At 66.8% G+C, this 21302-nt stretch carries 18 protein-coding genes and 2 tRNA genes; 6 read left to right on the plus strand and 14 right to left on the minus strand.

The features are described from left to right. Genes A2G96_RS15500 through A2G96_RS15510 form a run of 3 tightly spaced genes read right to left on the minus strand, consistent with a single transcriptional unit; the run spans position 1 to position 4136 of the window. Entirely contained in the window at positions 1 to 1137 is a 1137-nt protein-coding gene (locus A2G96_RS15500) for an ABC transporter permease (protein WP_062800670.1), read from the minus strand. Further along, positions 1134 to 2183, minus strand: coding sequence for a microcin C ABC transporter permease YejB (locus tag A2G96_RS15505; RefSeq protein WP_062800673.1), 1050 nt, complete (start codon positions 2181 to 2183; stop codon positions 1134 to 1136). The genes A2G96_RS15500 and A2G96_RS15505 overlap by 4 nt, the downstream gene beginning before the upstream one ends. Positions 2184 to 2234: 51 nt before the next feature. Next, entirely contained in the window at positions 2235 to 4136 is a 1902-nt protein-coding gene (locus tag A2G96_RS15510) for an extracellular solute-binding protein (protein ID WP_062800675.1), read from the minus strand. Positions 4137 to 4345: 209 nt separating this feature from the next. On the opposite strand from A2G96_RS15510, the gene fabI reads away from it, so the two are divergent. After that, positions 4346 to 5134: an enoyl-ACP reductase FabI gene (fabI, locus tag A2G96_RS15515; protein ID WP_062800677.1), complete on the plus strand. Its 789-nt coding sequence runs from the start codon at positions 4346 to 4348 to the stop codon at positions 5132 to 5134. 94 nt (positions 5135 to 5228) lie between these two features. Here the strand turns inward: fabI and A2G96_RS15520 are convergent, their stop codons facing one another. The 3 genes from A2G96_RS15520 to A2G96_RS15530 form a co-directional block, all read right to left on the minus strand. Beyond that, complete coding sequence (locus tag A2G96_RS15520; protein WP_062800679.1) at positions 5229 to 6470, minus strand: MFS transporter; 1242 nt, start codon at positions 6468 to 6470, stop codon at positions 5229 to 5231. Positions 6471 to 6723: 253 nt separating this feature from the next. Further along, positions 6724 to 6800, minus strand: a tRNA-Arg gene (locus tag A2G96_RS15525). A 51-nt stretch (positions 6801 to 6851) separates the two neighbouring features. Beyond that, complete coding sequence (locus tag A2G96_RS15530) at positions 6852 to 8150, minus strand: GGDEF domain-containing protein (protein ID WP_062800681.1); 1299 nt, start codon at positions 8148 to 8150, stop codon at positions 6852 to 6854. A gap of 423 nt (positions 8151 to 8573) precedes the next feature. Between A2G96_RS15530 and A2G96_RS15535 the strand changes: the two genes are divergently transcribed. Beyond that, positions 8574 to 8650 (plus strand) — tRNA-Pro (locus A2G96_RS15535). A gap of 123 nt (positions 8651 to 8773) precedes the next feature. On the opposite strand, the gene A2G96_RS15540 is transcribed toward A2G96_RS15535, so the two are convergent. Beyond that, positions 8774 to 9517, minus strand: a complete 744-nt coding sequence (locus A2G96_RS15540; RefSeq protein ID WP_062800683.1) for an exonuclease domain-containing protein — start codon at positions 9515 to 9517, stop codon at positions 8774 to 8776. Between the two features lie 114 nt (positions 9518 to 9631). Then, the gene (locus tag A2G96_RS15545; protein WP_062800685.1) at positions 9632 to 10153 is read right to left on the minus strand and encodes a hypothetical protein; all 522 of its coding nucleotides are present in this window, start codon (positions 10151 to 10153) and stop codon (positions 9632 to 9634) included. Between the two features lie 582 nt (positions 10154 to 10735). On the opposite strand from A2G96_RS15545, the gene infA reads away from it, so the two are divergent. The 3 genes from infA (at position 10736) to A2G96_RS15560 (ending at position 12632) form a co-directional block, all read left to right on the plus strand. Then, positions 10736 to 10957 (plus strand): translation initiation factor IF-1, encoded by a 222-nt coding sequence (gene infA, locus A2G96_RS15550; protein ID WP_008641674.1) that lies wholly within the window; start codon positions 10736 to 10738, stop codon positions 10955 to 10957. A 198-nt stretch (positions 10958 to 11155) separates the two neighbouring features. Further along, entirely contained in the window at positions 11156 to 11632 is a 477-nt protein-coding gene (locus A2G96_RS15555; RefSeq protein ID WP_062800687.1) for a SixA phosphatase family protein, read from the plus strand. Between the two features lie 157 nt (positions 11633 to 11789). Next, on the plus strand, positions 11790 to 12632 hold the full coding sequence (locus A2G96_RS15560; protein ID WP_062800690.1) for a GNAT family N-acetyltransferase: 843 nt from the start codon (positions 11790 to 11792) through the stop codon (positions 12630 to 12632). A gap of 70 nt (positions 12633 to 12702) precedes the next feature. Here the strand turns inward: A2G96_RS15560 and ppx are convergent, their stop codons facing one another. Continuing rightward, positions 12703 to 14235 (minus strand): exopolyphosphatase, encoded by a 1533-nt coding sequence (ppx, locus tag A2G96_RS15565; RefSeq protein ID WP_062800692.1) that lies wholly within the window; start codon positions 14233 to 14235, stop codon positions 12703 to 12705. Positions 14236 to 14389: 154 nt separating this feature from the next. Here ppx and ppk1 point away from each other — a divergent pair, with 154 nt between their 5' ends. After that, on the plus strand, positions 14390 to 16516 hold the full coding sequence (gene ppk1, locus A2G96_RS15570) for a polyphosphate kinase 1 (protein WP_082818977.1): 2127 nt from the start codon (positions 14390 to 14392) through the stop codon (positions 16514 to 16516). A 55-nt stretch (positions 16517 to 16571) separates the two neighbouring features. Here the strand turns inward: ppk1 and phoR are convergent, their stop codons facing one another. The 5 genes from phoR to pstA all read right to left on the minus strand — a co-directional run bounded on the left by phoR (position 16572) and on the right by pstA (position 21297). After that, positions 16572 to 17954, minus strand: a complete 1383-nt coding sequence (phoR, locus tag A2G96_RS15575) for a phosphate regulon sensor histidine kinase PhoR (RefSeq protein WP_062800694.1) — start codon at positions 17952 to 17954, stop codon at positions 16572 to 16574. Between the two features lie 112 nt (positions 17955 to 18066). Then, positions 18067 to 18774: a phosphate regulon transcriptional regulator PhoB gene (gene phoB, locus A2G96_RS15580; RefSeq protein WP_012353221.1), complete on the minus strand. Its 708-nt coding sequence runs from the start codon at positions 18772 to 18774 to the stop codon at positions 18067 to 18069. Between the two features lie 28 nt (positions 18775 to 18802). Next, positions 18803 to 19507 carry a phosphate signaling complex protein PhoU gene (phoU, locus tag A2G96_RS15585; protein WP_062800696.1) on the minus strand — a complete coding sequence of 235 codons (705 nt, stop codon included), beginning with the start codon at positions 19505 to 19507 and terminating at the stop codon, positions 18803 to 18805. 47 nt (positions 19508 to 19554) lie between these two features. Beyond that, complete coding sequence (gene pstB, locus A2G96_RS15590; RefSeq protein WP_012353223.1) at positions 19555 to 20343, minus strand: phosphate ABC transporter ATP-binding protein PstB; 789 nt, start codon at positions 20341 to 20343, stop codon at positions 19555 to 19557. Between the two features lie 51 nt (positions 20344 to 20394). Next, complete coding sequence (pstA, locus tag A2G96_RS15595) at positions 20395 to 21297, minus strand: phosphate ABC transporter permease PstA (protein WP_062800698.1); 903 nt, start codon at positions 21295 to 21297, stop codon at positions 20395 to 20397. Positions 21298 to 21302 lie beyond the last annotated feature (5 nt).

Below are 21302 nucleotides of genomic sequence, written 5' to 3' on the forward strand. Positions count from 1 at the left end.
TCATGGCGTGGCCTCCGGTGCCGCACCGGTGGGCGCGCCTGCGGGAACCTTGGGTTCGACGCGGCCGCGCAGCGCGGCCAGGCCCAGCCGGGTATCGAAGGCATCGCGCAGCGCGTCGCCCATAAAGGTCAGCAGCAGCAGCGTCACCACCAGCACCGCGAAGGTCGACAGCGAGATCCACCACGCGTCGAGATTGGCCTTGCCCTGCGCCAGCAGCTCGCCCAGGCTGGGCGTGGTGGGCGGCACGCCCAGGCCGAGGAAGTCGAGGCTGGTCAGCGCCAGGATGGCCGCGCTCATGCGGAATGGCAGGAAGGTGATCACCGGGGTCAGGCTGTTGGGCAGGATATGGCGCCACATGATCTGCACGTTGGACAAGCCCAGCGCGCGCGCGGCCTTGACGTAGTCGAGCGAGCGGTTGCGGTAGAACTCGGCGCGCACGTAGTCGGACAGCCCCATCCAGCCGAACAGCGACAGCAGGATGATCAGCAGCGCCAGGCTGGGCTCGAAGATCGAGGCGAAGATGATCAGCAGGTAAAGCTCGGGCATCGAGCTCCAGATCTCGATGGCGCGTTGCGAGAACAGATCGAAGCGCCCGCCGAAGAAGCCCATCAGCGCCCCGGTCAACGTGCCGACCAGCACCCCGATCACCGTCAGCGCCAGCGCGAACAGCACCGACACGCGAAAGCCATACAGCAGCCGCGCCAGCACGTCGCGACCGCGGTCGTCGGTTCCCAGCCAGTTCTCTGCCGAAGGCGGCGCCGGGTTCGGTTCCTTGGCGAAGTAGTTGAGCGAGTCATACGAATACCGGTTCAGCGGAAACACCGCGAAATTGCCGTTGGTGGTGATGCGGTCGCGGATATACGGGTCCAGGTAATCGGCCGGCGTGGCGAAATCGCCGTCGAAGGTGGTCTCGGGATAGACCTTGACGATGGGGAAATACCATTCGCCCTTGTAGTGCACCACCAGCGGCCGGTTGCTCGACAGCAACTCGGCGCCCAGGCTGAGCACGAAGATGACGACGAAGATCACCAGGCTCCAGTAGCCACGCCGGTTGCGGCGAAAGCGCTGCCAGGCGCGCTGGCGCGGCGAAGGCGAATGCGGCAGGCCGTTGGGCGCCGCGTGCGAGAACGGTTTCATCGGTGCAAGCCCTCGAAATGGATGCGCGGGTCCACCAGCACGTAGCAGACGTCGGAGATCAGGCGCGTGACCAGCCCGATCAGCGTGAACAGGTAGAGCGTGCCCAGCACCACCGGATAGTCGCGCCGCAGCACCGCCTCATACGACAGCAGGCCCAGCCCGTCGAGCGAGAACAGCGTCTCGATCAGCAGCGAGCCGGTGAAGAAGGCGCCGATGAATGCCGCCGGGAAGCCGGTCACCAGCGGGATCAGCGCGTTGCGGAACACATGCTTCCACAGCACCCGGCGCTCGCCCAGGCCCTTGGCGCGCGCGGTCAGCACGTACTGCTTGCGGATTTCCTCGAGGAAGGCGTTCTTGGTCAGCATGGTCACCACCGCGAAGCTGCCCACCACCGACGCCGTGATCGGCAGCACCAGGTGCCACAGGTAGTCCATCACCTTGCCCATCAGCGACAGCTGCTCCCAGTTGTCGGAAGTCAGCCCGCGCAGCGGGAACCACTGCACGAAGGTGCCGCCGCCGAACACCACCAGCAGCAGCACGCCCAGCACGAAACCGGGAATGGCATAGCCGACCAGCACGATGACGCTGGTCACCACGTCGAAGCGGCTGCCCGCCCGGATCGCCTTGGAGATGCCGAGCGGCACCGATACCAGGTAGGTCAGGAAGAAGGTCCACAAGCCCAGGCTGACCGATACCGGTAGCTTGGACTTGACCAGCTCCCACACGCTGCGGTGCTGGAAATAACTCTGGCCCAGGTCGAACTGGGCAAAGCGCTTGAGCATCAGGAAGTAGCGCTCGAGCGGCGGCTTGTCGAAGCCGTAGAGGGCCTGGATCTCCTTGATCTTGTCCGGGTCGACGCCGCGCCGCCCGCGGTATTCGGCGCCGCCGCCGCTGGCTTCGCCGGCGCCGCCGCGCCCTTTCAGCTCCATCATCATCTGTTCGACCGGGCCGCCCGGCACGAACTGGATCACGACAAAGGTCAGCGTGATGACCCCGACCAGCGTCGGGATCATCAGCAGGATGCGTTTGAGCAGATAGGCAAGCATGGGGGCCGTCTTTTTCCTTGTCCGCGCTGAAGCCGCCAGCGCCTGAGCGCCTCAGCGGGCTTGCGCCTGCAGGTCGGTGCGCCACCAGTGGCTGAGGATCCAGCCTTCCGCCGTGTAGAAATACGGCAGCCGCTCCGGGTACGCCAGGGTCTTGCGGTATGAGACCCGGTGCGACGCGCTGTACCAGTTCGGCACGATGTAATAGCCGTGCATCAGCACCCGGTCGAGCGCACGGCCGGCGGTGACCAGCTCCTGCCGGGTATCGGCGCGCAGCACGTTGTCGACCAGCTTGTCGACCACCGGCGACTTCAGCCCAAACAGGTTGTCCGAGCCCGGCGTGCCGGCGGCCTCGCTGGAGAAGCGGTCGCGCAGTTCATTGCCCGGGCTTTGCGAATCGGGGAAGCGGATCGACACCATGTCGAAGTCGAAGTCTTCGAGCCGCTTCTGGTACAGCGCGAAATCCGTGGTGCGCTGGTGCACCTGGATGCCAAGCTTCTCGAGGTTGCGCACGTAGGTGGTGATCACCCGGCTCATGGCGCCGCCATCGTCGAGGAACTCGAACACCAGCGGCTCGCCCTTGGCGTTGCGCAGCGCGCCGTCGGTATAGGTCCAGCCGGCCTGGGCCAGCAGGCGCCGCGCCAGGCGCAGGTTGTCGCGCAGCGAGCGCGGCGGCGCGGTGCTGGGCTGGACCACGTCGGGGCCGAACACCTCTGGCGGCAGCTGCGCGCGCAGCGGCTCGAGAAGTTGCAGTTCGCCGGGACCGGGACGGCCGTCGAAGGTGGAGCTGGCCGACAGCTCGCTGTTGGAGAACCAGCTGTCCAGCCGCTTGTAGGCGCCGTAGAACAGCTGCCGGTTGAGCCATTCGAAATCCAGCGCGAGGATCAGCGCCTGGCGCACGCGCACGTCCTGGAACACCGGCTTGCGCAGGTTCATGACATAGCCCTGCATGCCGGCACCGTTGCGATGCGGGAATTCGGTCTTGAGCAGTTCGCCGTTGCGAAAGCGCGTGCCCTGGTAGCTCTTGGCCCAGTTCTTGGCCTTGTATTCGACGATGGCGTCGAACTCGCCGGCCTTGAAGGCCTCGAGCCGCGCGGTCTCGTCCTTGTACAGACGGTAGACCACGCGCGCGAAGTTGAAGGTGCCGCGCCGCACCGCGAGGTCCTTGCCCCAGTACTTCGGGTCGCGCTGGAAGATGATGCCGCGGCCGGCGTCGAAGCGCTCGATCAGGTAAGGGCCGCTGGCCACCGGCGGCTCGAAGGTCAGCTTCTCGAACGGAACCTTGGCGGTCCACTTGCGCGAGAACACCGGCAGCGAGCCGACGATCAGCGGCAGCTCGCGGTTGCGCTGCTTGAAATCGAAGCGCACGGTGCGCTCGCCGGTCACGACCACCGCCTTCACGTCGGTACACATGCTGCGGTAGCCCGGGCTCGAGGCCTTGCTCATCAGCATGTCGTAGGAGTACTTGACGTCCGAGGCCAGCACCGGATCGCCATTGGAAAAGCGCGCCTGCGGACGGATGGTGAAGGTGACCGACAACTCGTCCGGCGCCACCGTGACGTCCTCGGCCAGCAGGCCGTAGGCGCTGGCGCTTTCGTCGGCGCTGCTGATCAGCAGCGACTCGAACATCAGCGCGTTCAGGCCCGGGGCCGAGGTGCCCTTCAGCGTGAACGGGTTGAACTTGTCGAAACTGGTGCGCCGGTCAGGATTGGCGAGCGTCAGCGTGCCGCCGACCGGCGCGTTGGGATTGGCGTATTCGAAGTGCGAGAAATTCGGCTGGTACTTGAGGTCCCCATGCAGCGCAAAGCCATGCGCCGCCCATGCCGGATCAGAAAAGAGCGAGACCCCCGCCGCCAGCGCCAGTGCCAGCTTCATTGCCGCCCAACCACGCAGTACTGCATCCCGCCGGAAGCACTGCCATGCCGCCTGAAGCGGCCAACGTGCTTGAATAGGCATCCTGTTGGATTCCTCCACTGTCACCTGTAGGGCCCGGCGTTCTGCGGCCGGGCCAAGTATGAGACAATTTTACATGCGTCCGGGGTGGCCCCAGCCATCCGGACATTCCCTCTGCGCGGCGCAATAAAAGGGCCGCACGACAGCCCGGCACCCGCACGGCCGCACGGCGGACGCACGAAGCGTGCCTGATACACCACCTTGGAGAATTTATGGGATTTCTGGCAGGTAAGCGGATCCTGATCACCGGCTTGCTTTCGAACCGCTCGATCGCCTATGGCATTGCCTCGGCGTGCAAGCGCGAAGGCGCCGAACTGGCCTTCACCTACGTCGGCGAACGGTTCAAGGACCGGATCAGCGACTTTGCCAAGGAATTCGGCAGCGACCTGGTTTTCGAATGCGACGTCGGCAGCGACGAGCAGATTGCCGCCACCTTCGCCGCGCTCGGCCAGCGCTGGGAAAAGTTCGACGGCCTGGTGCATTCGATCGGCTTCGCACCGCGTGAAGCGATCGCCGGCGATTTCCTCGACGGCCTGTCGCGCGAAGGCTTCCGCATCGCGCACGACATCTCCGCGTACAGCTTCCCGGCACTGGCCAAGGCCGCCCTGCCGCTGCTGTCGGACAAGGCCTCGCTGCTGACGCTGACTTACCTGGGCGCCGAGCGCGTGGTTCCCAACTACAACACCATGGGCCTGGCCAAGGCCTCGCTCGAAGCCAGCGTGCGCTACCTGGCCTCGTCGGTCGGCCCGCGCGGCATCCGTGCCAACGGCATCTCGGCCGGCCCGATCAAGACCCTGGCCGCTTCCGGCATCAAGGGCTTCGGCAAGCTGCTCGGCCATTTCGAGCAAGCGGCACCGCTGCGCCGCAATGTCACCATCGAAGAAGTCGGCAACGTCGCCGCCTTCCTGCTGTCCGACCTGGCCAGCGGCGTGACGGGTGAGATCACCTATGTCGACGGCGGCTTCAACGTGGTCGGCGCAAGCGTGGCTGACGCCGAGTAAATCCGGCGCCGGCAACACGCGAATAAAAAAGGGGGTGCCGATCTGGCACCCCCTTTTTGCTTCGTGATTCGGATGAGGCGCGCGCGCCGGCGTGCTACGCCGCGGCGGGAACGCGCCGTGCCATGCTCAGCATCGACCAGGCATAGACCACCAGCCCGCCCAGCGCCAGCAGCAGGCCGACCCAGCCGGTCGACTCCCAGCCGAAGCCGGCGGCGATGGTCAGCCCGCCCAGCCAGGCGCCCAGCGCATTGGCCAGGTTGAAGGCCGAATGGTTGAGCGCCGCCGCCAGCGTCTGCGCGTCGCCGGCAACGTCCATCAGCCGAATCTGCAGCGCCGGACCCAGCGCCACCGCGGTGCCGACCAGCAGCACGTTGAACGCTGCGAGCCAGGCGTGCGACGCGGTAAAGGTAAAGGCGCCCAGCACCAGCGCGGTCCACACCAGCACGCCGCCCACCGTAGGCATCAGCGCCTTGTCGGCCAGCCTGGCGCCGGCCAGGTTGCCCGCCACCATGCCGATGCCGAACAGCGCCAGCACCACCGGGATGCCGGCCGCCGGCATATGCGCCAGCTCCAGCATGGTCGGCTTGATATAGCTGAACACCGCGAACATGCCGCCAAACCCGATCGCGCCGATACCCAGCGTCAGCCACACCTGCTTGCGCCCGAGCGCGGACAGCTCGCGCAGCGGGCTGGCACGCCGGTCGGCCGGCACGAACGGCACCCAGCGCCAGACCAGCAGCGCTGTCAGCGCGCCGAGCGCGCCCACGATCACGAAGGCCGAGCGCCAGCCCAACCAGGTACCGACCGCGGCCGCGATCGGCACGCCGACCAGCGTGGCGGTGGTCAGGCCCAGCATTACCAGCCCCACCGCCTGCGCGCGCCGCTCGCGCGGCACCAGGCTGGCCGCGACCAGCGCCGCGACGCCGAAGTACGTGCCGTGCGGAAAGCCCGTGAGCAGGCGCGCCACCATCATCGACAGGTACGACGGCGCCAGCGCGCTGGCGAGATTGCCGGCGGCAAACACCGCCATCAGCGCGATCAGCAGGTTGCGCCGCGGCCAGCGCGCGCCCAGCACCGCCAGCAGCGGCGCGCCGACCACCACGCCGAGCGCATAGGCGCTGATCAGGTGGCCGGCTTGCGGGATCGAGATGCCGAGGTCGGTCGCGGCGTCGGGCAGCAGGCCCATGATGACGAACTCGCCGGTGCCGATGGCAAAGCTGCCGACGCCTAGCGCCAGCAGGGGCAGCCGGCCGGAGGGCTTGTGATCGCGGGAAGACAGGGAAGCGTCGGCGCCGCGGCCAGGATCCGCGGCGGATTGTGCATGTGGGGCGGCCATGTACAGGATTTGCAGGGTTCAACGAAATGCCGCCCGCTGACGGGCGAGGTAGTCCTCGCCTCTGATCGATCCAGCGTGCTCCTGTGCGGCGCGCAGGCCGTATTGTGCGGCAAAACCGCCAACCTTGCCGACGCCGGCACGGATCCGCCGACAACGGCACGGGCCGAAGCAACCATGCAATGTGATTGGCCGGGATGGCCGCGGCGACAGCGGGCCGGGTGATGGCGCCTTGGCAGCGCCTGGTGGGGGGCCTTGGCGCGTCCTAGAGGATTCGAACCTCTGACCGCTCGCTTAGAAGGCGAGTGCTCTATCCAACTGAGCTAAGGACGCGAAGGCGTGCATTCTACCGCAGCGCCCGGCCGCGGTGACAAGCGATGCGCCTCAGGACGCCGCGCGCGGCTGGCCGCGCGTGACGTAGCGGCCGGCGCCGGCGGAACCCGTGGCAGACTCCACCGCAGATTCCGCGGCCAATTCCACGGCCGATTCCGTGGCATCGCCCGCCGGGTGCAGCGACACGCAGTTGCGTCCCTTCAGCTTGGCGTCATACAGCGCGCGATCGGCGCGGCGCATCAGCGCATCGGCGCCCTCGCCGGGCTGGCGCGCGGCCACGCCGATGCTGACGGTATATGCAATCGGATCGGGTTCCGACGGGCACGGCGTGGCGCGCACCGCCGTGGCCAGCCGCAGGCACGCGAGCCGGCCGGTTTCCAGCGCAGTATCCGGCATCACGATGGCGAATTCCTCGCCGCCCAGCCGCCCCGCCAGGTCGCCGTGTCCGAGCGTCCTGCGCAGCAGCCCGGCAAAGTGCCGCAGCACGCTGTCGCCGGCCAGGTGGCCATAGACATCGTTGATCGCCTTGAAGTGATCGAGATCGACAAACGCGACCGTCATCGGCTTGCGCTGCCGCTCGGCCTGCACGCAGGCGGCCTCCAGTTCCTCCCAGAACGCGCCGCGCAGCAGCACATCGGTCAGGTCGTCGTGCCGCGCGCGCCGTTCCAGCATGCGGCGCAGCCGGTCGTGCGCCATCAGCGCAAAGCTGACCGACACCCCGACCAGGGCGAAGACATTGAAGATGGCCAGCTCGCCATCCCACGGCATCGGCCGCGGCCAGGCGCCGCCCTGCGCCATCGCCGCCAGCGGCCGCAGCACGGTCCAGGCATTGATGGCCGCCGCGGCGATGGTGATCGCCGCCAGCGACCACGCCGCCAGCCGGCCGGTGCCGCGCTTGGCCGGCACCGCCGGCACCACGCTGCGCGCGAGATCCAGCAGCAGCACGATATGGCAGGCGCTCAGCACCGGGGCCAGATCGGGCAGCGCCACCGCCGTGGCCAGGTAGCGCGGGGCCAGGTCGCCCCAGGCCACCGCTGCCGCGGCCGCCAGGTTCAGCCCGAGCAGGCCCGCGCCACGGCCCGGCCGTTGCGCAAAGTGCCGCGCGCCCACGGCCATCACCGAAAGCGCGGCGAGCAGCGCCAGGTCGGTCGATTCCGGCACCAGCCACATCGGCCGCAACGCCTGCACCGCCGCCAGCGCCGCGGCAAAGGCCGCCAGCACGCTGCCCAGCGCCCAGGATGTCAGGCCGCTGCGCTCCATGCCCGACGACCGGCGCAACACCACGCAAACCACCGCCATCTGCAAGGCAAACAGCCCCGCGATGAGCACAACCACGTGCGACTGAAACATCTTTATTCCCGTCCAAGGCAAGCAGCGGCGCTCCGCGTGCCGCCGCGCTTCCCTGCTTCTTTGCCGATCCTGTGCCGGATCGTTGTTATCGAATGCCGCATCTCCTGTTGCAGGCCGCCCGTGCCGCCATCCGGCGAACGCAGGCAGACCGAGCCGCTCGCCCAGGCAGGGAGCGCCGTTCTTGTTGTGGTGATCAGGTCAGTCCGGAAGGAACTACGCAAAACCGGGCGTTCCCAACAGCACGCCGGTCGGACTGGAGCGGTGTGCGGATTATCGCAGCGCGCAAACCCAAGTCAAGACAAAGCGCCCCCGCCAGAAGGGGGAGCATCCGGCGCGCGCGGCCGGCCCGCCCGGACAGCCTGAACCCGCCGGCATCGACGCACGTTGACCGTGGCTCGCTCACGCGGCTACAATGGCCGGCTTCGGAGCGTAGCGCAGCCTGGTAGCGCATCTGATTTGGGATCAGAGGGTCGTAGGTTCGAATCCTATCGCTCCGACCAGAAATACCCAGCGGAAACAACGGCCTGGATCAGAAGATCCGGGCCGTTTTTTCTTTGTTTTCTCGTTGTTTTTCCGGCGCGCCTGCGCCAGGCGGCTACGGCATGCGGCGCATGCAACGCCTGTCACCACGGGAACAAGTCCGGCCAGATTACCGCGCCGGCGAACAGCATCAGTATCACCGCCGCCATCACCAGCCCCCGCCCGGGGCCATGCTGGCTGGCTTCGACTTGCGGCAGCCATGAAGACGCTGCCTCAGAAGCCGGCGTCGCAGCGGGCGGCGCAGCCGGCGCGCTGCCGGCAGGCGGGACGGGGCTCATGGCGAAATCGGCTTCGGCAAGCAGGAAGCCCATCGGCGTCGCCTGCTGGGTGGTGCCGATCGGCCGGAACAGCAGCTTGGACAACGCCAGGCAATCATCCAAAGCCACCTGGGGCCGGGGGCGGAAGATATTCAGGTGCTCGCACAGCGTATCGAGCTTGTGGTTGGCGGCGTGGAAATACTGGGACCAGCGCACCTGCCGCACCGAGCAGCGCCAGCGCTTGTGCTGGATGCCGGGCAGCACTTTCTCCAGCATCCTGGCGTTGAAGGCGGCGCCGTGGGCCACCAGCACCTCGGCCTCGTCGACGATGGCGCGGATGGCGCCGAGGTCGAAGCGGCGCCCGCGCAGCATGTCGGCGGTCAGGCCGTGGATATCGGTGGCCGCCGCGCTGATCGGCACGGTCGGCTCCTGCGAACCGTAGTACTCCGCCACTTCGCGCAGCAGGCCGCCGGCGCGCGGCGACACCTCGACCAGCAGCAAGCCGATGCTGACGGGCTCATCGGCTGGCGTGAGCCCGGTGGTTTCGGTACTGACGATTGCGACCCGCATGGGCACTCCGGTGTGGCTGTGCGCGAAACCGCTGTGCGCCAGCCGCTATGATCGTTTGCCTCTAGCGTAGTGCGAGCGCGTTAATCGTCATATCAGCCAGATGGGCTAAACGGTTCAGGCGGAGGGCTGGGCCTCCGGCGCGGCGCGCCGCCGCTCCAGGTTGCAGTACACATCGGCCGCGACCAGCCCGAACAGCGCATGCGCGAACAGGCTCTCCCAGCCGCGCGCTTCGTCGAACCAGTTCATGTAGCGCGCGAACACATAGAAGTTGACCAGATACACCACCACGCCGAACACGATGCCGACCACCGAGGCCAGCCCCAGACTGGTGTCGAGCCGGAACGACGACAGGATCAGCGCCAGCGCCGCCGCCAGGATGATCGACAAGGCAAAATGCACCGTGCCCGCGGCCAGCACGATGGTCCAGTTGAAGGCATCGGCCGACAGCGCCTCGCGGCCCAGGATGATCGCGGCGACCATCTTTACGGTGCCCCAGGCGCCCTGGTACAGCAGAAAGCGCGCGGTCAGCAATTCCAGCACCATGTAGACCGCGCCCGCAATCAGCCCCGCCAGCACCGCGGCGCGCCAGTCGGGGCGGCAGCGGACATAGCGGTGCGATTCCAGATGGAGTTCCATGGCAGTCTCCTTGCGAGATCCGGCCTGGCATGGCCGTACGCGTTAGTTCTAGCTCATATGGCTCAAATACCAAGCGGACCGCGACCCGGTTTGCGCCTTTATCGCCATTTTGTTGCGCCTGACCAGAGGCGGGTGCAACCGACGCGCCGGCAATGCTGCATCCGCGTACGTGATACAATGTCGCAGTAGCCCCCGGGGTGTCCGAGCATCCCTGTAACCGGGCGTTCTCACCAGCGCGCTCTCGCGAATGCACACCAGCGAGCGCACAGCAGCCGCCGGCGCGGGCCATCCGCGACGACACCGAACTGGCGAACCACCGGGTACACCTGCCCGCCTGCTCCGCGAAGCACACGGCCTCTCCGGCTGTCAGCGACCAGGTTTTCGCCCCAAGCAATCCGCGCCCGCAGGGCGACACCGCTGACGCCGCCGATTGATCCGGTCATGCAGGCGCGACCCGCCGCAGCATGCGCGCCCTGCCCCCGACCGCCTCAGGCGCGATTGGGCAACGCTGCGGGCGAACCGAACAGATTTTTTGAAAACGTAACCATGCAGCCTTCGCGGGCTGCCGAAAAGGAAGACAGATTGGCTAAGGAAGAACTCATTGAATTTGGCGGCGTGGTGTCGGAAGCCCTGCCTGACAACCGCTATCGTGTCACGCTGGAAAACGGCGTCGAGATCTGGGCATACGCTTCGGGCAAGATGCAGAAGCACCGCATCCGCATCCTGGCCGGCGACCGCGTGACCCTGGAAATGTCGCCCTACGACCTGACCAAGGGGCGCATCAACTTCCGCCACAAGTCCTGAGTTTCCCGACGGCGCCGATGGCAACGCATTGCCATCGGCGCCGCCGCTGTATTGCGCCGACGCGCTGTCACGCCGCTGACACCGCGCCCGGAGACACTTGCGGGCTGCCCTGACCGGCAGCCCGCTTATGTTTGTGCCGCGCTTGCGCCGGTCGGGCCGCTTCACCATACTCGAAGCACGCTCATTGCCCCGTCCGACATGAACCTGATCCTGTGGCGCCATGCCGAAGCCGAAGACCTGCCCGACGCCCTCAGCCTTAGCCGCCATGCCGACCTGCAGCGCCCGCTGACGCGCCGCGGCCGCAAGCAGGCCGAGGCCTCGGCCAAATGGTTGCGGGCCCACCTGCCAGCCGATACCCGTATCCTGTGCAGCCCCGCCGTGCGCGCTCGCGAAACCGCAGCGGCGCTGACCGGCGACGCGCAAATCCTCGATGCGCTGGCGCCCGGCGCCGATGTCAGCGCGGTGCTGGCCGCGGTCGAATGGCCGGAGCGCGCCGAGCACGTGGTGGTGGTCGGCCATCAGCCGTGGATCGGCCGCGTCGCCAGCCTGCTGCTGGCCGGCACCGAAATGGACTGGAGCGTGCGCAAGGGCGGCGTCTGGTGGCTGACCGGCCGTACCCGCGAAAGCGAGGCCCAGACGGTGCTGCGCGCGGTCATCAACCCCGAATTCCTCTGAGACCGGCCGGAGTGCGGCACCGACCGGCGTGCCCCTGAAGTCATCCCGGACCGGCCCGGCCGTCGAAGTCACGCAACCGTCATCGCCGGGTCACGGCATTGTCACCGGCCCTCACTACATTGCATCGCAACAGTTTCGTCACCAAAAGGACATACTGATGCGAGATCTGCCGACGCCTACCCAGCCGCTCTTCGACTCTCTGCCCAATGGCCTCGGCGGCCAGACGGCGCGGAGGCGTCTTCATCGCCCATCGGATACACCGGCACATGAGTCGCCTGTTCTCAGCGTGGCGTGGGCGCGCCACCAGGATGAAGTAGTCGAGGCCCAGCGCCTGCGCTACAAGGTCTTTGCCGAAGAAATGGGCGCGCGCCTGAAGTCTTCCGTGCCCGAACTGGACATCGACATGTTCGATGCCTACTGCGACCACCTGATCGTGCGCGACATGACCACGCTGCGCGTGGTCGGCACCTACCGCGTGCTGCCGCCGCACCAGGCCAAGCGCTTGGGCTGCCTCTACGCGGAATCGGAATTCGACCTGGTGCGCCTGTCGCACCTGCGCCCCAAGATGCTGGAACTGGGCCGCTCGTGCGTGCACCGCGACTACCGCTCCGGCAGCGTCATCATGGCGCTGTGGGGCGGGCTGGGCGAGTACCTGCAGCGCTGGGGCATCGAGTCGATGCTGGGCTGCGCCAGCGTGCCGATGAGCGACGGCGGCCACTACGCGGCCAGCCTGCACCGGCTGTTCAGCGAGCGCTCGCTGGCACCGATCGAGTACCACGCCTTCCCGCGCCTGCCGCTGCCGGTGGAAGACCTGAATCAGCAGCTGGCGGTCGAGCCGCCCGCGCTGATCAAGGGCTACCTGCGCCTGGGCGCGAAGATCTGCGGCCAGCCTGCCTGGGACCCGGACTTCAACGTGGCGGACTTCCTCACGCTGCTGCGCGTGAACGACATGAACCCGCGCTACGCCCGCCACTTCCTGGGCCTGAACAACGCTGCCTGAGCGGCGCCCCGCCGCCCGAAAGCCCCTCCGGTCACGGCCGCCACATCGGCGGCCGGCCGACCGCTCCCTCTCAGTCGTAGATCACCTTGTAGCGCTTGCCGATGCGCTGCCATTCGTCGGCTTCCTGCGCCAGGCTGTATTCGATCAGCGGATTGGCGTCGATCCACGCCTTCGGCAGGCGCACGGTGAAGCCTTCGTCCAGCGCTTCGGCCAGCTGCGTAACGCGGATGTCCGGCAGCGCCACGTCCGAGCGGCGCCGGCACAGCACAAAGGCCAGGCGCAGGCTGAACAGCATGCGCCAGTCGACGAACTTGCCGCTGCCCGACAGCTTGCCCAGCTTGCCCGCATGGCCCAGCAGCAGCGTCGCCAGCCGCGCCTGGTCGGTCTTGGAAAAGCCCGGCATGTCGGCATGCGTGGCGATATAGGCGGAATGCTTGTGGTAGCCGCTGTGCGAGATCGACATGCCGATCTCGTGCAGGCTGGCGGCCCAGCCCAGCAGCGCCAGGTTGTCCTCGCGCCGTTCGTTGGCCGGATCCGGGAACTGTGACAGCAGCGTCTGCGCGGTGCGTCGCACGCGGCCGGCCTGCGCGCGGTCGACACCGTAGCGGCGCATGAACTGGTCCACCGTGACCGTGCGCATGTCCTCATGGTGGCTGCGTCCGAGCAGGTCGTACAGCACGCCCAGCCGCAGCGCGCCGTCGGTCACGTCCATGCGATCGATATCGAGTTCGGCAAATACGCCAAGCATGATCGACAAGCCGCCCGGCAGCACCGGGATGCGATCCGGCTTGAGGCCGGTCAGCTTGACGCGATTGGTGTTCTCGGCCTTGATCAGCGCACGCTTCAGGCGCTCCAGCCCTTCGCGCGTGATGCCGTGCTCGGCGTTGCTGTCGTTCATGCCGTTGAGCTCGATCAGCTCGGCCAGCGCGCGCGCGGTGCCCGACGAGCCCACCGCCTGCTCCCAGCCCGCGGCGCGGTACTGGCGCACCAGCACCTGGATCTCGCGGCGCGCCGCCAGCTCGGCCTGCTTCATCGCGTAGTCGTCGACATTGCCGCTGGGGAAGAACTGGCGGCTGTGCGACACGCAGCCGATATACAGGCTTTCCATCAGCTTGGACTGGTAGCCGTTGCCGATGATGAATTCGGTCGAGCCGCCGCCGATATCGACCACCAGGCGGTTGCCCTGGCAGGCCGGCGCATCGTGCGAGGCGCCCAGGTAGATCAGCCGCGCCTCCTCGCGCCCGGCGATCACTTCGATCGGAAAGCCCAGCGCGCCTTCGGCCTCGATCAGGAAATCGGACGCGTTCTTTGCGACCCGCAGCGTATTGGTGGCGACGGCGCGCACCTGCCCCGGCGCGAACTCGCGCAGGCGGTCGCCGAAGCGCCGCAGCGCATCGATGCCGCGCCGCCGTGCGGGCTGGTCCAGGTATTTGTCGGGGGTCAGCCCGGCCGCCAGCCGCACCGGCTCGCGCAGCGCGTCGACCTGGAAGATCTGGCTGGCCGGGCCGTTGGCCGTTGGAGTTTCGTCCACCCGCCCGATCATCAGGCGGAAGCTGTTCGAGCCCATGTCGACGGCGGCCAGCAGGCGTGGAGTGTTGTTCATCGTGTGCTTGGAGGGCAGGTTCGCGTTGGCGTTGCGAAGCGCGGCGGGGACACGCTGGTGCCTGGATCCGCCGCGATTCGCGCCCGGAGAAAATATGTCGTGGTCATGTCCGCATCATGACAAAATCAAACTGTCATGAAAGTGACACGATTCTATGAAAAAGTCGCCACATTACCAAAAGAAGGTCATGACCATGTCGACGACTCCGTCCAGTACGCTGCTCAATCGCGAACTGGGCATCCTGGAATTCAATGCCCGCGTGCTGGCGCAAGCCGCGGACCCGAAAGTCCCGCTGCTGGAACGGCTCAAGTTCATCTGCATCGTGTCCAGCAACCTGGACGAGTTCTTTGAAATCCGCATGGCGGGCCTGAAGGAACAGATGCGCGACAATGCCTCTGGCCTGACGCCGGATGGCCTTTCCTTCCAGCAGACCTACCAGCTTGTCACCGAGCGCACGCAACGGCTTGTGGCCTCGCAGTATGACATGCTGCAGAACACCATTTTTCCACTACTTGAAAAAGAAGGGGTCTTTTTCCACCTGACCACCACCTGGACCGACGCCCAGCGTGAATGGGCGCGCGAGTTCTTCCAGCGCGAACTGGCGCCGGTGCTGACTCCGATCGCACTGGACCCGGCCCACCCCTTCCCGCGCGTGCTCAACAAGAGCCTGAACTTCGTGGTGGAGCTGTCGGGCAAGGACGCCTTCGGGCGCGATGCGGATCTCGCCATCGTGCAGGCGCCGCGCGCGCTGCCGCGCGTGGTCAAGATGCCGGAGAAGCTGTCGGGCTATCCGTACGGCTTCGTCATGCTGTCGTCGTTCATGCAGGGCTTCGTGCACGAGCTGTTCCCGGCCATCGCCGTGCATGGCTGCTACCAGTTCCGCGTCACGCGCAACTCGGACCTGTTCGTCTCGGAAGACGACATCACCGACCTGCGCGAAGCGCTGCAGGGCGAACTGCCCGCGCGCCATTTCGGCGACACGGTGCGGCTGGAAATCTCGTCGGATACGCCGGCGCCGCTGGCGCGACGGCTGCTGCTGGAATCGGGGCTGGCCGAACAGGACCTGTACCGCGTCTCCGGTCCGGTCAACCTGGTGCGGCTGATGCAGATCCCCGACATGGTCGACCGGCCCGGGCTCAAGTTTCCGCCGTATGTTCCCGCGCCGGTCAAGGCCTTTGCCGGCGGCGCGTCGATGTTCGACGTGATGCGCCAGCAGGACGTGCTGCTGCACCATCCGTACGAGAGCTTCAGCTCGGTGCTCGACCTGCTGCAGCTGGCCGCGGCCGATCCCAACGTGGTCGCGATCAAGCAGACCGTCTACCGCACCGGCAACGAATCGCTGGTGATGGAAGCGCTGATGACCGCGGCGCGCAACGGCAAGGAAGTGACGGTGGTGGTGGAACTGCTGGCGCGCTTCGACGAGGAAACCAATATCAACTGGGCCGAGCGGCTCGAGTCCGCCGGCGCGCACGTGATCTACGGCGTGGTCGGGCACAAGTGCCACGCCAAGATGCTGCTGATCGTGCGGCGCGAGCCCACGGGGCCCAAGGCCAAGCAGGTCAAGCTGCGCCGCTATGCCCACCTGGGCACCGGCAACTACCACCCGCGCACGGCCCGGCTCTATACCGACTTCGGGCTGCTGACCGCCGACGAGGCCATCTGCGAAGACGTGCACCATGTGTTCCAGCTGCTGACCGGTACCGCCGGCACGATCCGGCTGAACCACCTGTGGCAGTCGCCGTTCACCATGCAGAGCAACCTGGTCGACCATATCCGCGCCGAGGCCCGCAACGCGCGCGCCGGCAAGCCGGCACGAATCATCGCCAAGATGAATGCGCTGCTGGAACCGTCGATCATCGACGAGCTGTACAAGGCCTCGCGCGCCGGCGTGAAGATCGACCTGATCGTGCGCGGCGTGTGCGCGCTGATGCCGGGCGTGCCGGGCATGTCCGAGAACATCTCGGTGCGCTCGATCATCGGGCGCTTCCTCGAACACCACCGCGTCTATTACTTCCACTCCGCCGGCGAGGAGGTGCTCTACCTGTCCAGCGCCGACTGGATGGACCGCAACCTGTTCCGCCGCGTCGAAGTCGCGTTCCCGGTGCTGGACAAGGCGCTGAAGGCGCGGGTCATCAAGGAGAGCCTGCAGGTCCATCTGCGCGACAATGCCTCCGCGTGGATCATGCAGTCGGATGGCAACTACGTGCGCAGCCAGACGCGCTCCAAGCATCCGCACGTCAGCCAGAACGATCTGCTGGTGATGTTCGGCGGCACACCCTGAATGCAGTGCGCAGGCAAACAGAAACCCGCCGCGGCGGGTCTTTTTGCTTTGGGATTCAGGCCGCGCGCCGGGGGCTATCCGGTGCCTGCGGCGTTACGGCAGGACCCGCGCCCGCCACCGGGCTGTCGGCGCTGGCGGCAGCGGAGCGCAGGCTGCGCTCGAGGGGGAACACCACGCGGAACACGCTGCCCCGGCCCTCTTCGCTGGTGACGCGCAACTCGGCATGGTGGCGCGACAGCACGTGCTTGACGATCGCCAACCCAAGGCCGGTGCCGCCGGTATCGCGCGAGCGGCTGCGGTCGACGCGGTAGAAGCGCTCGGTCAGCCGGGGGATATGCTCGGCCGCGATGCCCAGGCCGGTATCGGCCACCGAGAACACCGCGTGGCCGTCTTCCCACGCCAGCCGCATGGTGATGCGCCCGCCTTCCGGCGTGTAGCGCACCGCGTTCGACACCAGGTTGCCCAGCGCCGACATCAGTTCCGTCTCGGCGCCGCGCATGCCCACGGTCGGGTCGATCTCGGCCGCAACGTGGTGCCGGCCCTGCGACAGCGCCTCGGCGTCGTGCATCAGGTGCGCGACCATGGCGCGGATCGGCACCACGTCGTGGCCCGGCGGCTGCGCATCGCTTTCCAGCTTGGCCAGCGCCAGCAGGTCTTCGACGATGCTCTGCATGCGCACCGACTGGGCCAGCATCATGTCGATGTAGCGGCGCCGGTCCTCTTCCGACACCGGCAGGTCGCGCACGGTCTCGAGGAAGCCGGTCAGCACCGTCAGCGGAGTCTTCAGTTCGTGCGAGACATTGGCGACGAAGTCGCGCCGCATCGCCTCGGTGTTTTCCAGCTTGGTGATGTCCTGCGTGATCACCAGCTTGCGGTTGTCGCCATACGGCAGGATCTGCACCGCGATCGCGCTGTGCTTGTGCTCGCCCATGTCGCGCATCACCAGCGGGTCGTCGAACTGCTGGCGCGTCAGGTAGTGGACGAACTCGGGCCGGCGGATCAGGTGGGTAATGCGCTGGCGCACATCGCGCCGCGCGTTCAGGCCGAAATGCTCCTCGGCGACGTCGTTGCACCACTCGATCTGGTCGGCGTCATCGAGCATCAGCACGCCGTTGGGCGAGGCCTGGATCGCCTGGATAAAGCGCGTGTGCTGCTGCTCCACCTGCAGCACCTGGGTGCGCCAGCGCTTGACCAGCCGGTGCAGGCGGTAATAGACCTCGCCCCACAGGCCGAGCGCGCTGGGGATCTCGCCGTAGACGGGCGCGTCCAGCACCTTCCACAGCCGGTTGATCTGGTACAGGTAGTAGAACAGCAGCCCGAGCAATGAAACGCAGGCCAGCGCCAGCGCCGGCACCGGTCCGGCGACCAGGTAGACGCCGGCGGACAGCACCAGCAGGCTGATCAGAATGGCCGCGGAACGGGCCCAGATGACATTCATGCGCAGGGTTCAGGCTCGCAGCCAGCCACGGAAACGGCTGCCTGCAGGGTTGCGACGGAGTGTGCCACGATTTCGCCGCGCCCTGCCAGCGGCTCGAGACCCGTGCGGCGGTTCAGGCGCCAGGTGTGCGCGCCAGCCGGTAGCCGCTGCCGCGCACGGTTTCGATCATGTTGCTGTAGCCGCCCGGCGTCAGCGCGGCGCGCAGGCGCTTGATATGGACGTCGACGGTGCGCTCCTCGACGAAGACGTGGTCGCCCCAGACCTGGTCGAGCAGTTGCGAGCGGCTGTGCACGCGCTCGGGATGCGTCATCAGGAAGTGCAGCAGGCGGAACTCGGTGGGACCCAGGTCCAGCTTGATCGGGCCGCTCTCGTCCTGGCCGGTGACGCGGTGCGTGGCGGGGTCGAGACGCAGGCCGTTGATTGCCACCACGTCGTCGGTCAGCTGCGGCGCGCGGCGGCGCAGCACGGCCTTGATCCGCGCCAGCAGTTCCTTGGGCGAGAACGGCTTGGTGACGTAGTCGTCGGCGCCGGCTTCGAGCCCCATCACCTTGTCCTGCTCCTCGCCGCGGGCGGTCAGCATGATGATGGGGATCTGGCGGGTGCGGTCGTTGGCGCGCAACTCCTTGGCGAAGTTCGCGCCTGACTTGCCCGGGAGCATCCAGTCGAGCAGCACCAGGTCGGGCAGCACATCGCTCATCAGCGACAGCGCCTGCTCGGCGTTATAGGCCCGGATCGGATAATGCCCCGCGTGCTGCAGGTTCACGGCGATCAGTTCGGCGATCGCCGGTTCGTCTTCGACAACGAGAATACTGCTTGGCATGTGTATGGTTCTCCGTGGGCGGCTGATCTCAGCTCAGCGCTTCGCGCTCCATGTCCTCGCGCGAGACATGGCGGACGTCCGTCCCCTTGACAATGTAAATGATAAATTCCGCGATGTTCTTGGCGTGATCGCCGATGCGCTCGACCGCCTTGGCGATGAACAGGAAATCGAGCGCGACCGAGATCGTGCGCGGGTCTTCCATCATGTACGTGATCAGCTTGCGCACGAAGCCGCGGAATTCCTCGTCGATGGCCTTGTCGTCCTTGACGATGCGCGCCGCCGCGACCGTATCCAGCCGGGCAAAGGCGTCGAGCGCCTGGCGCAGCAGCGCGATCGCCATCTCGCCCGAGAGCTTGACCTCGGCGTAGTTGATGCTGTGCGCCGACGCGTCTTCCATGATGTGCTTGGTGCGCTTGGCGATTTTCTCGGCCTCGTCGCCGGCGCGCTCGAGGTTGGTGATGGTCTTGGAAATGGCCATCACCAGGCGCAGGTCGCGCGCGGTCGGCTGGCGCCGGGCGATGATGTTGCCGCAATCGGCATCGATCTCGACTTCCAGCGCGTTGAGCTGGATCTCGCGCGCGATCACCTGGTCGGCGATCTCGGCGTCGAAGTCGGTCAGCGCGCGCATGGCCAGCTCGATCTGCGACTCCACCAGCCCGCCCATCTGCAGCAGCTTGGTGTTGATGGCGTTGAGGTCTGCGTCGAACTGGGTCGACAGGTGCTTGTCAGTCATGGGATTCTCCTGGGCGCTTATGGATATGCTAGTCCCTGCCCTGCCTGTCAGCCGAAGCGGCCGGTGATGTAGTCTTCCGTTTCCTTGCGGTGCGGCTTGATGAAGATCTTCTCGGTCTCGCCGAACTCGATCAGTTCGCCCAGGTACATGTAGGCGGTGTAGTCCGAGCAGCGCGCCGCCTGCTGCATGTTGTGCGTGACGATCACCACGGTGTACTCGTCCTTCAGCTCGGCGATCAGCTCTTCGATGCGGCCGGTGGAAATCGGGTCCAGCGCCGAGCACGGCTCGTCCAGCAGCAGCACCTCGGGACGGATGGCGATGCCGCGCGCGATGCACAGGCGCTGCTGCTGGCCGCCGGACAGGCCGTAGCCCGACTGGTGCAGCTTGTCCTTGGCCTCGTTCCACAGCGCCGCCTTGGTCAGCGCCCACTCCACGCGGTCGTCCATTTCCGAGCGCGACAGCTTCTCGAACAGGCGCACGCCGAAGGCGATGTTGTCATAGATCGACATCGGGAACGGCGTCGGCTTCTGGAACACCATGCCGACCTTGGCGCGCAAGAGCGCGATATCCTGCTTGGCGGTCAGCAGGTTGTCGCCGTCCATGTTGATCTCGCCCTCGGCGCGCTGCTCGGGATAGAGCGCGTACATCTTGTTGAAGGTACGCAGCAGCGTCGACTTGCCGCATCCCGACGGGCCGATGAAGGCCGTGACCTTGCGGTCCGGGATCGACATGTTGATGTTCTTCAGGGCATGGAACTGGCCGTAGTAGAAGTTCAGGTTGCGCACGTCGATCTTGGCGCGAACCGAATCGGGAATGTCGATGACGGTGGAGGTCATTGCGTTTTCTCGCTTGCAGTCTTGGGGCGGTCCGGATGACGGGCGCGCCGCTTATTTCTTGAACAGGATGCGCGCCAGGATATTCAGGGCCAGCACGCCGATCGTAATCAGGAACACACCCGCCCAGGCCAGTTGCTGCCATTCGGTGAACGGGCTCATGGCGAAGCGGAAGATGGTCACCGGCAGGTTGGCCATCGGCTTGTTCAGGTCGGTGGTCCAGAACTGGTTAGACAATGCGGTGAACAGCAGCGGCGCGGTTTCGCCGGCGATACGGGCCACCGCCAGCAATACGCCGGTCACAATTCCCGCGTACGATGACTTCACCGTGATCGATAGCACCATCTTCCACTTGGGCGTGCCCAGGGCGAAGGCGGCCTCGCGCAGCGCGTTGGGCACCAGGTTCAGCATGTTCTCGGTGGTGCGCACCACGATCGGCACCTGCAGCAGCGCCAGCGCGCAGATGCCGGCCCAGCCCGAGAAGTGGCCCATGCGGGTCACCACCAGCGCGTAGACGAACAGGCCGATCACGATCGACGGTGCCGACAGCAGGATGTCGTTGATAAAGCGGATAAAGCTGGCCAGCGGCGAGCTCTTGCCGTACTCGGCCAGGTAGATGCCCGCCAGGATGCCCAGCGGCGTGCCGAACAGCGTGGCCATGCCGACCATCACGAAGCTGCCGAAGATGGCATTGGCGAGGCCGCCGCCGGCGGTATTGGGGGCCGGCGTCATCTGCGTGAACAGGTCCAGCGACAGCCCGCCGACGCCCAGCGTGACGGTGGTCCACAGGATCCACGCCAGCCAGAACAGGCCGAAGCCCATTGCCACCAGCGAGGCGGTCAGCGCGTACAGGTTGACGCGGCGGCGGCGGCCCTGCAGACGCGCGCGCACGGCATCGGCATCGGCATGGACGGCGGGGATCGATACGGAAGACATGGCCTGGCTCGCTTGGGTCATTTGGC

The sequence above is a fragment of the Cupriavidus nantongensis genome (assembly GCF_001598055.1).
Taxonomy (GTDB): Bacteria; Pseudomonadota; Gammaproteobacteria; order Burkholderiales; family Burkholderiaceae; genus Cupriavidus; species Cupriavidus nantongensis.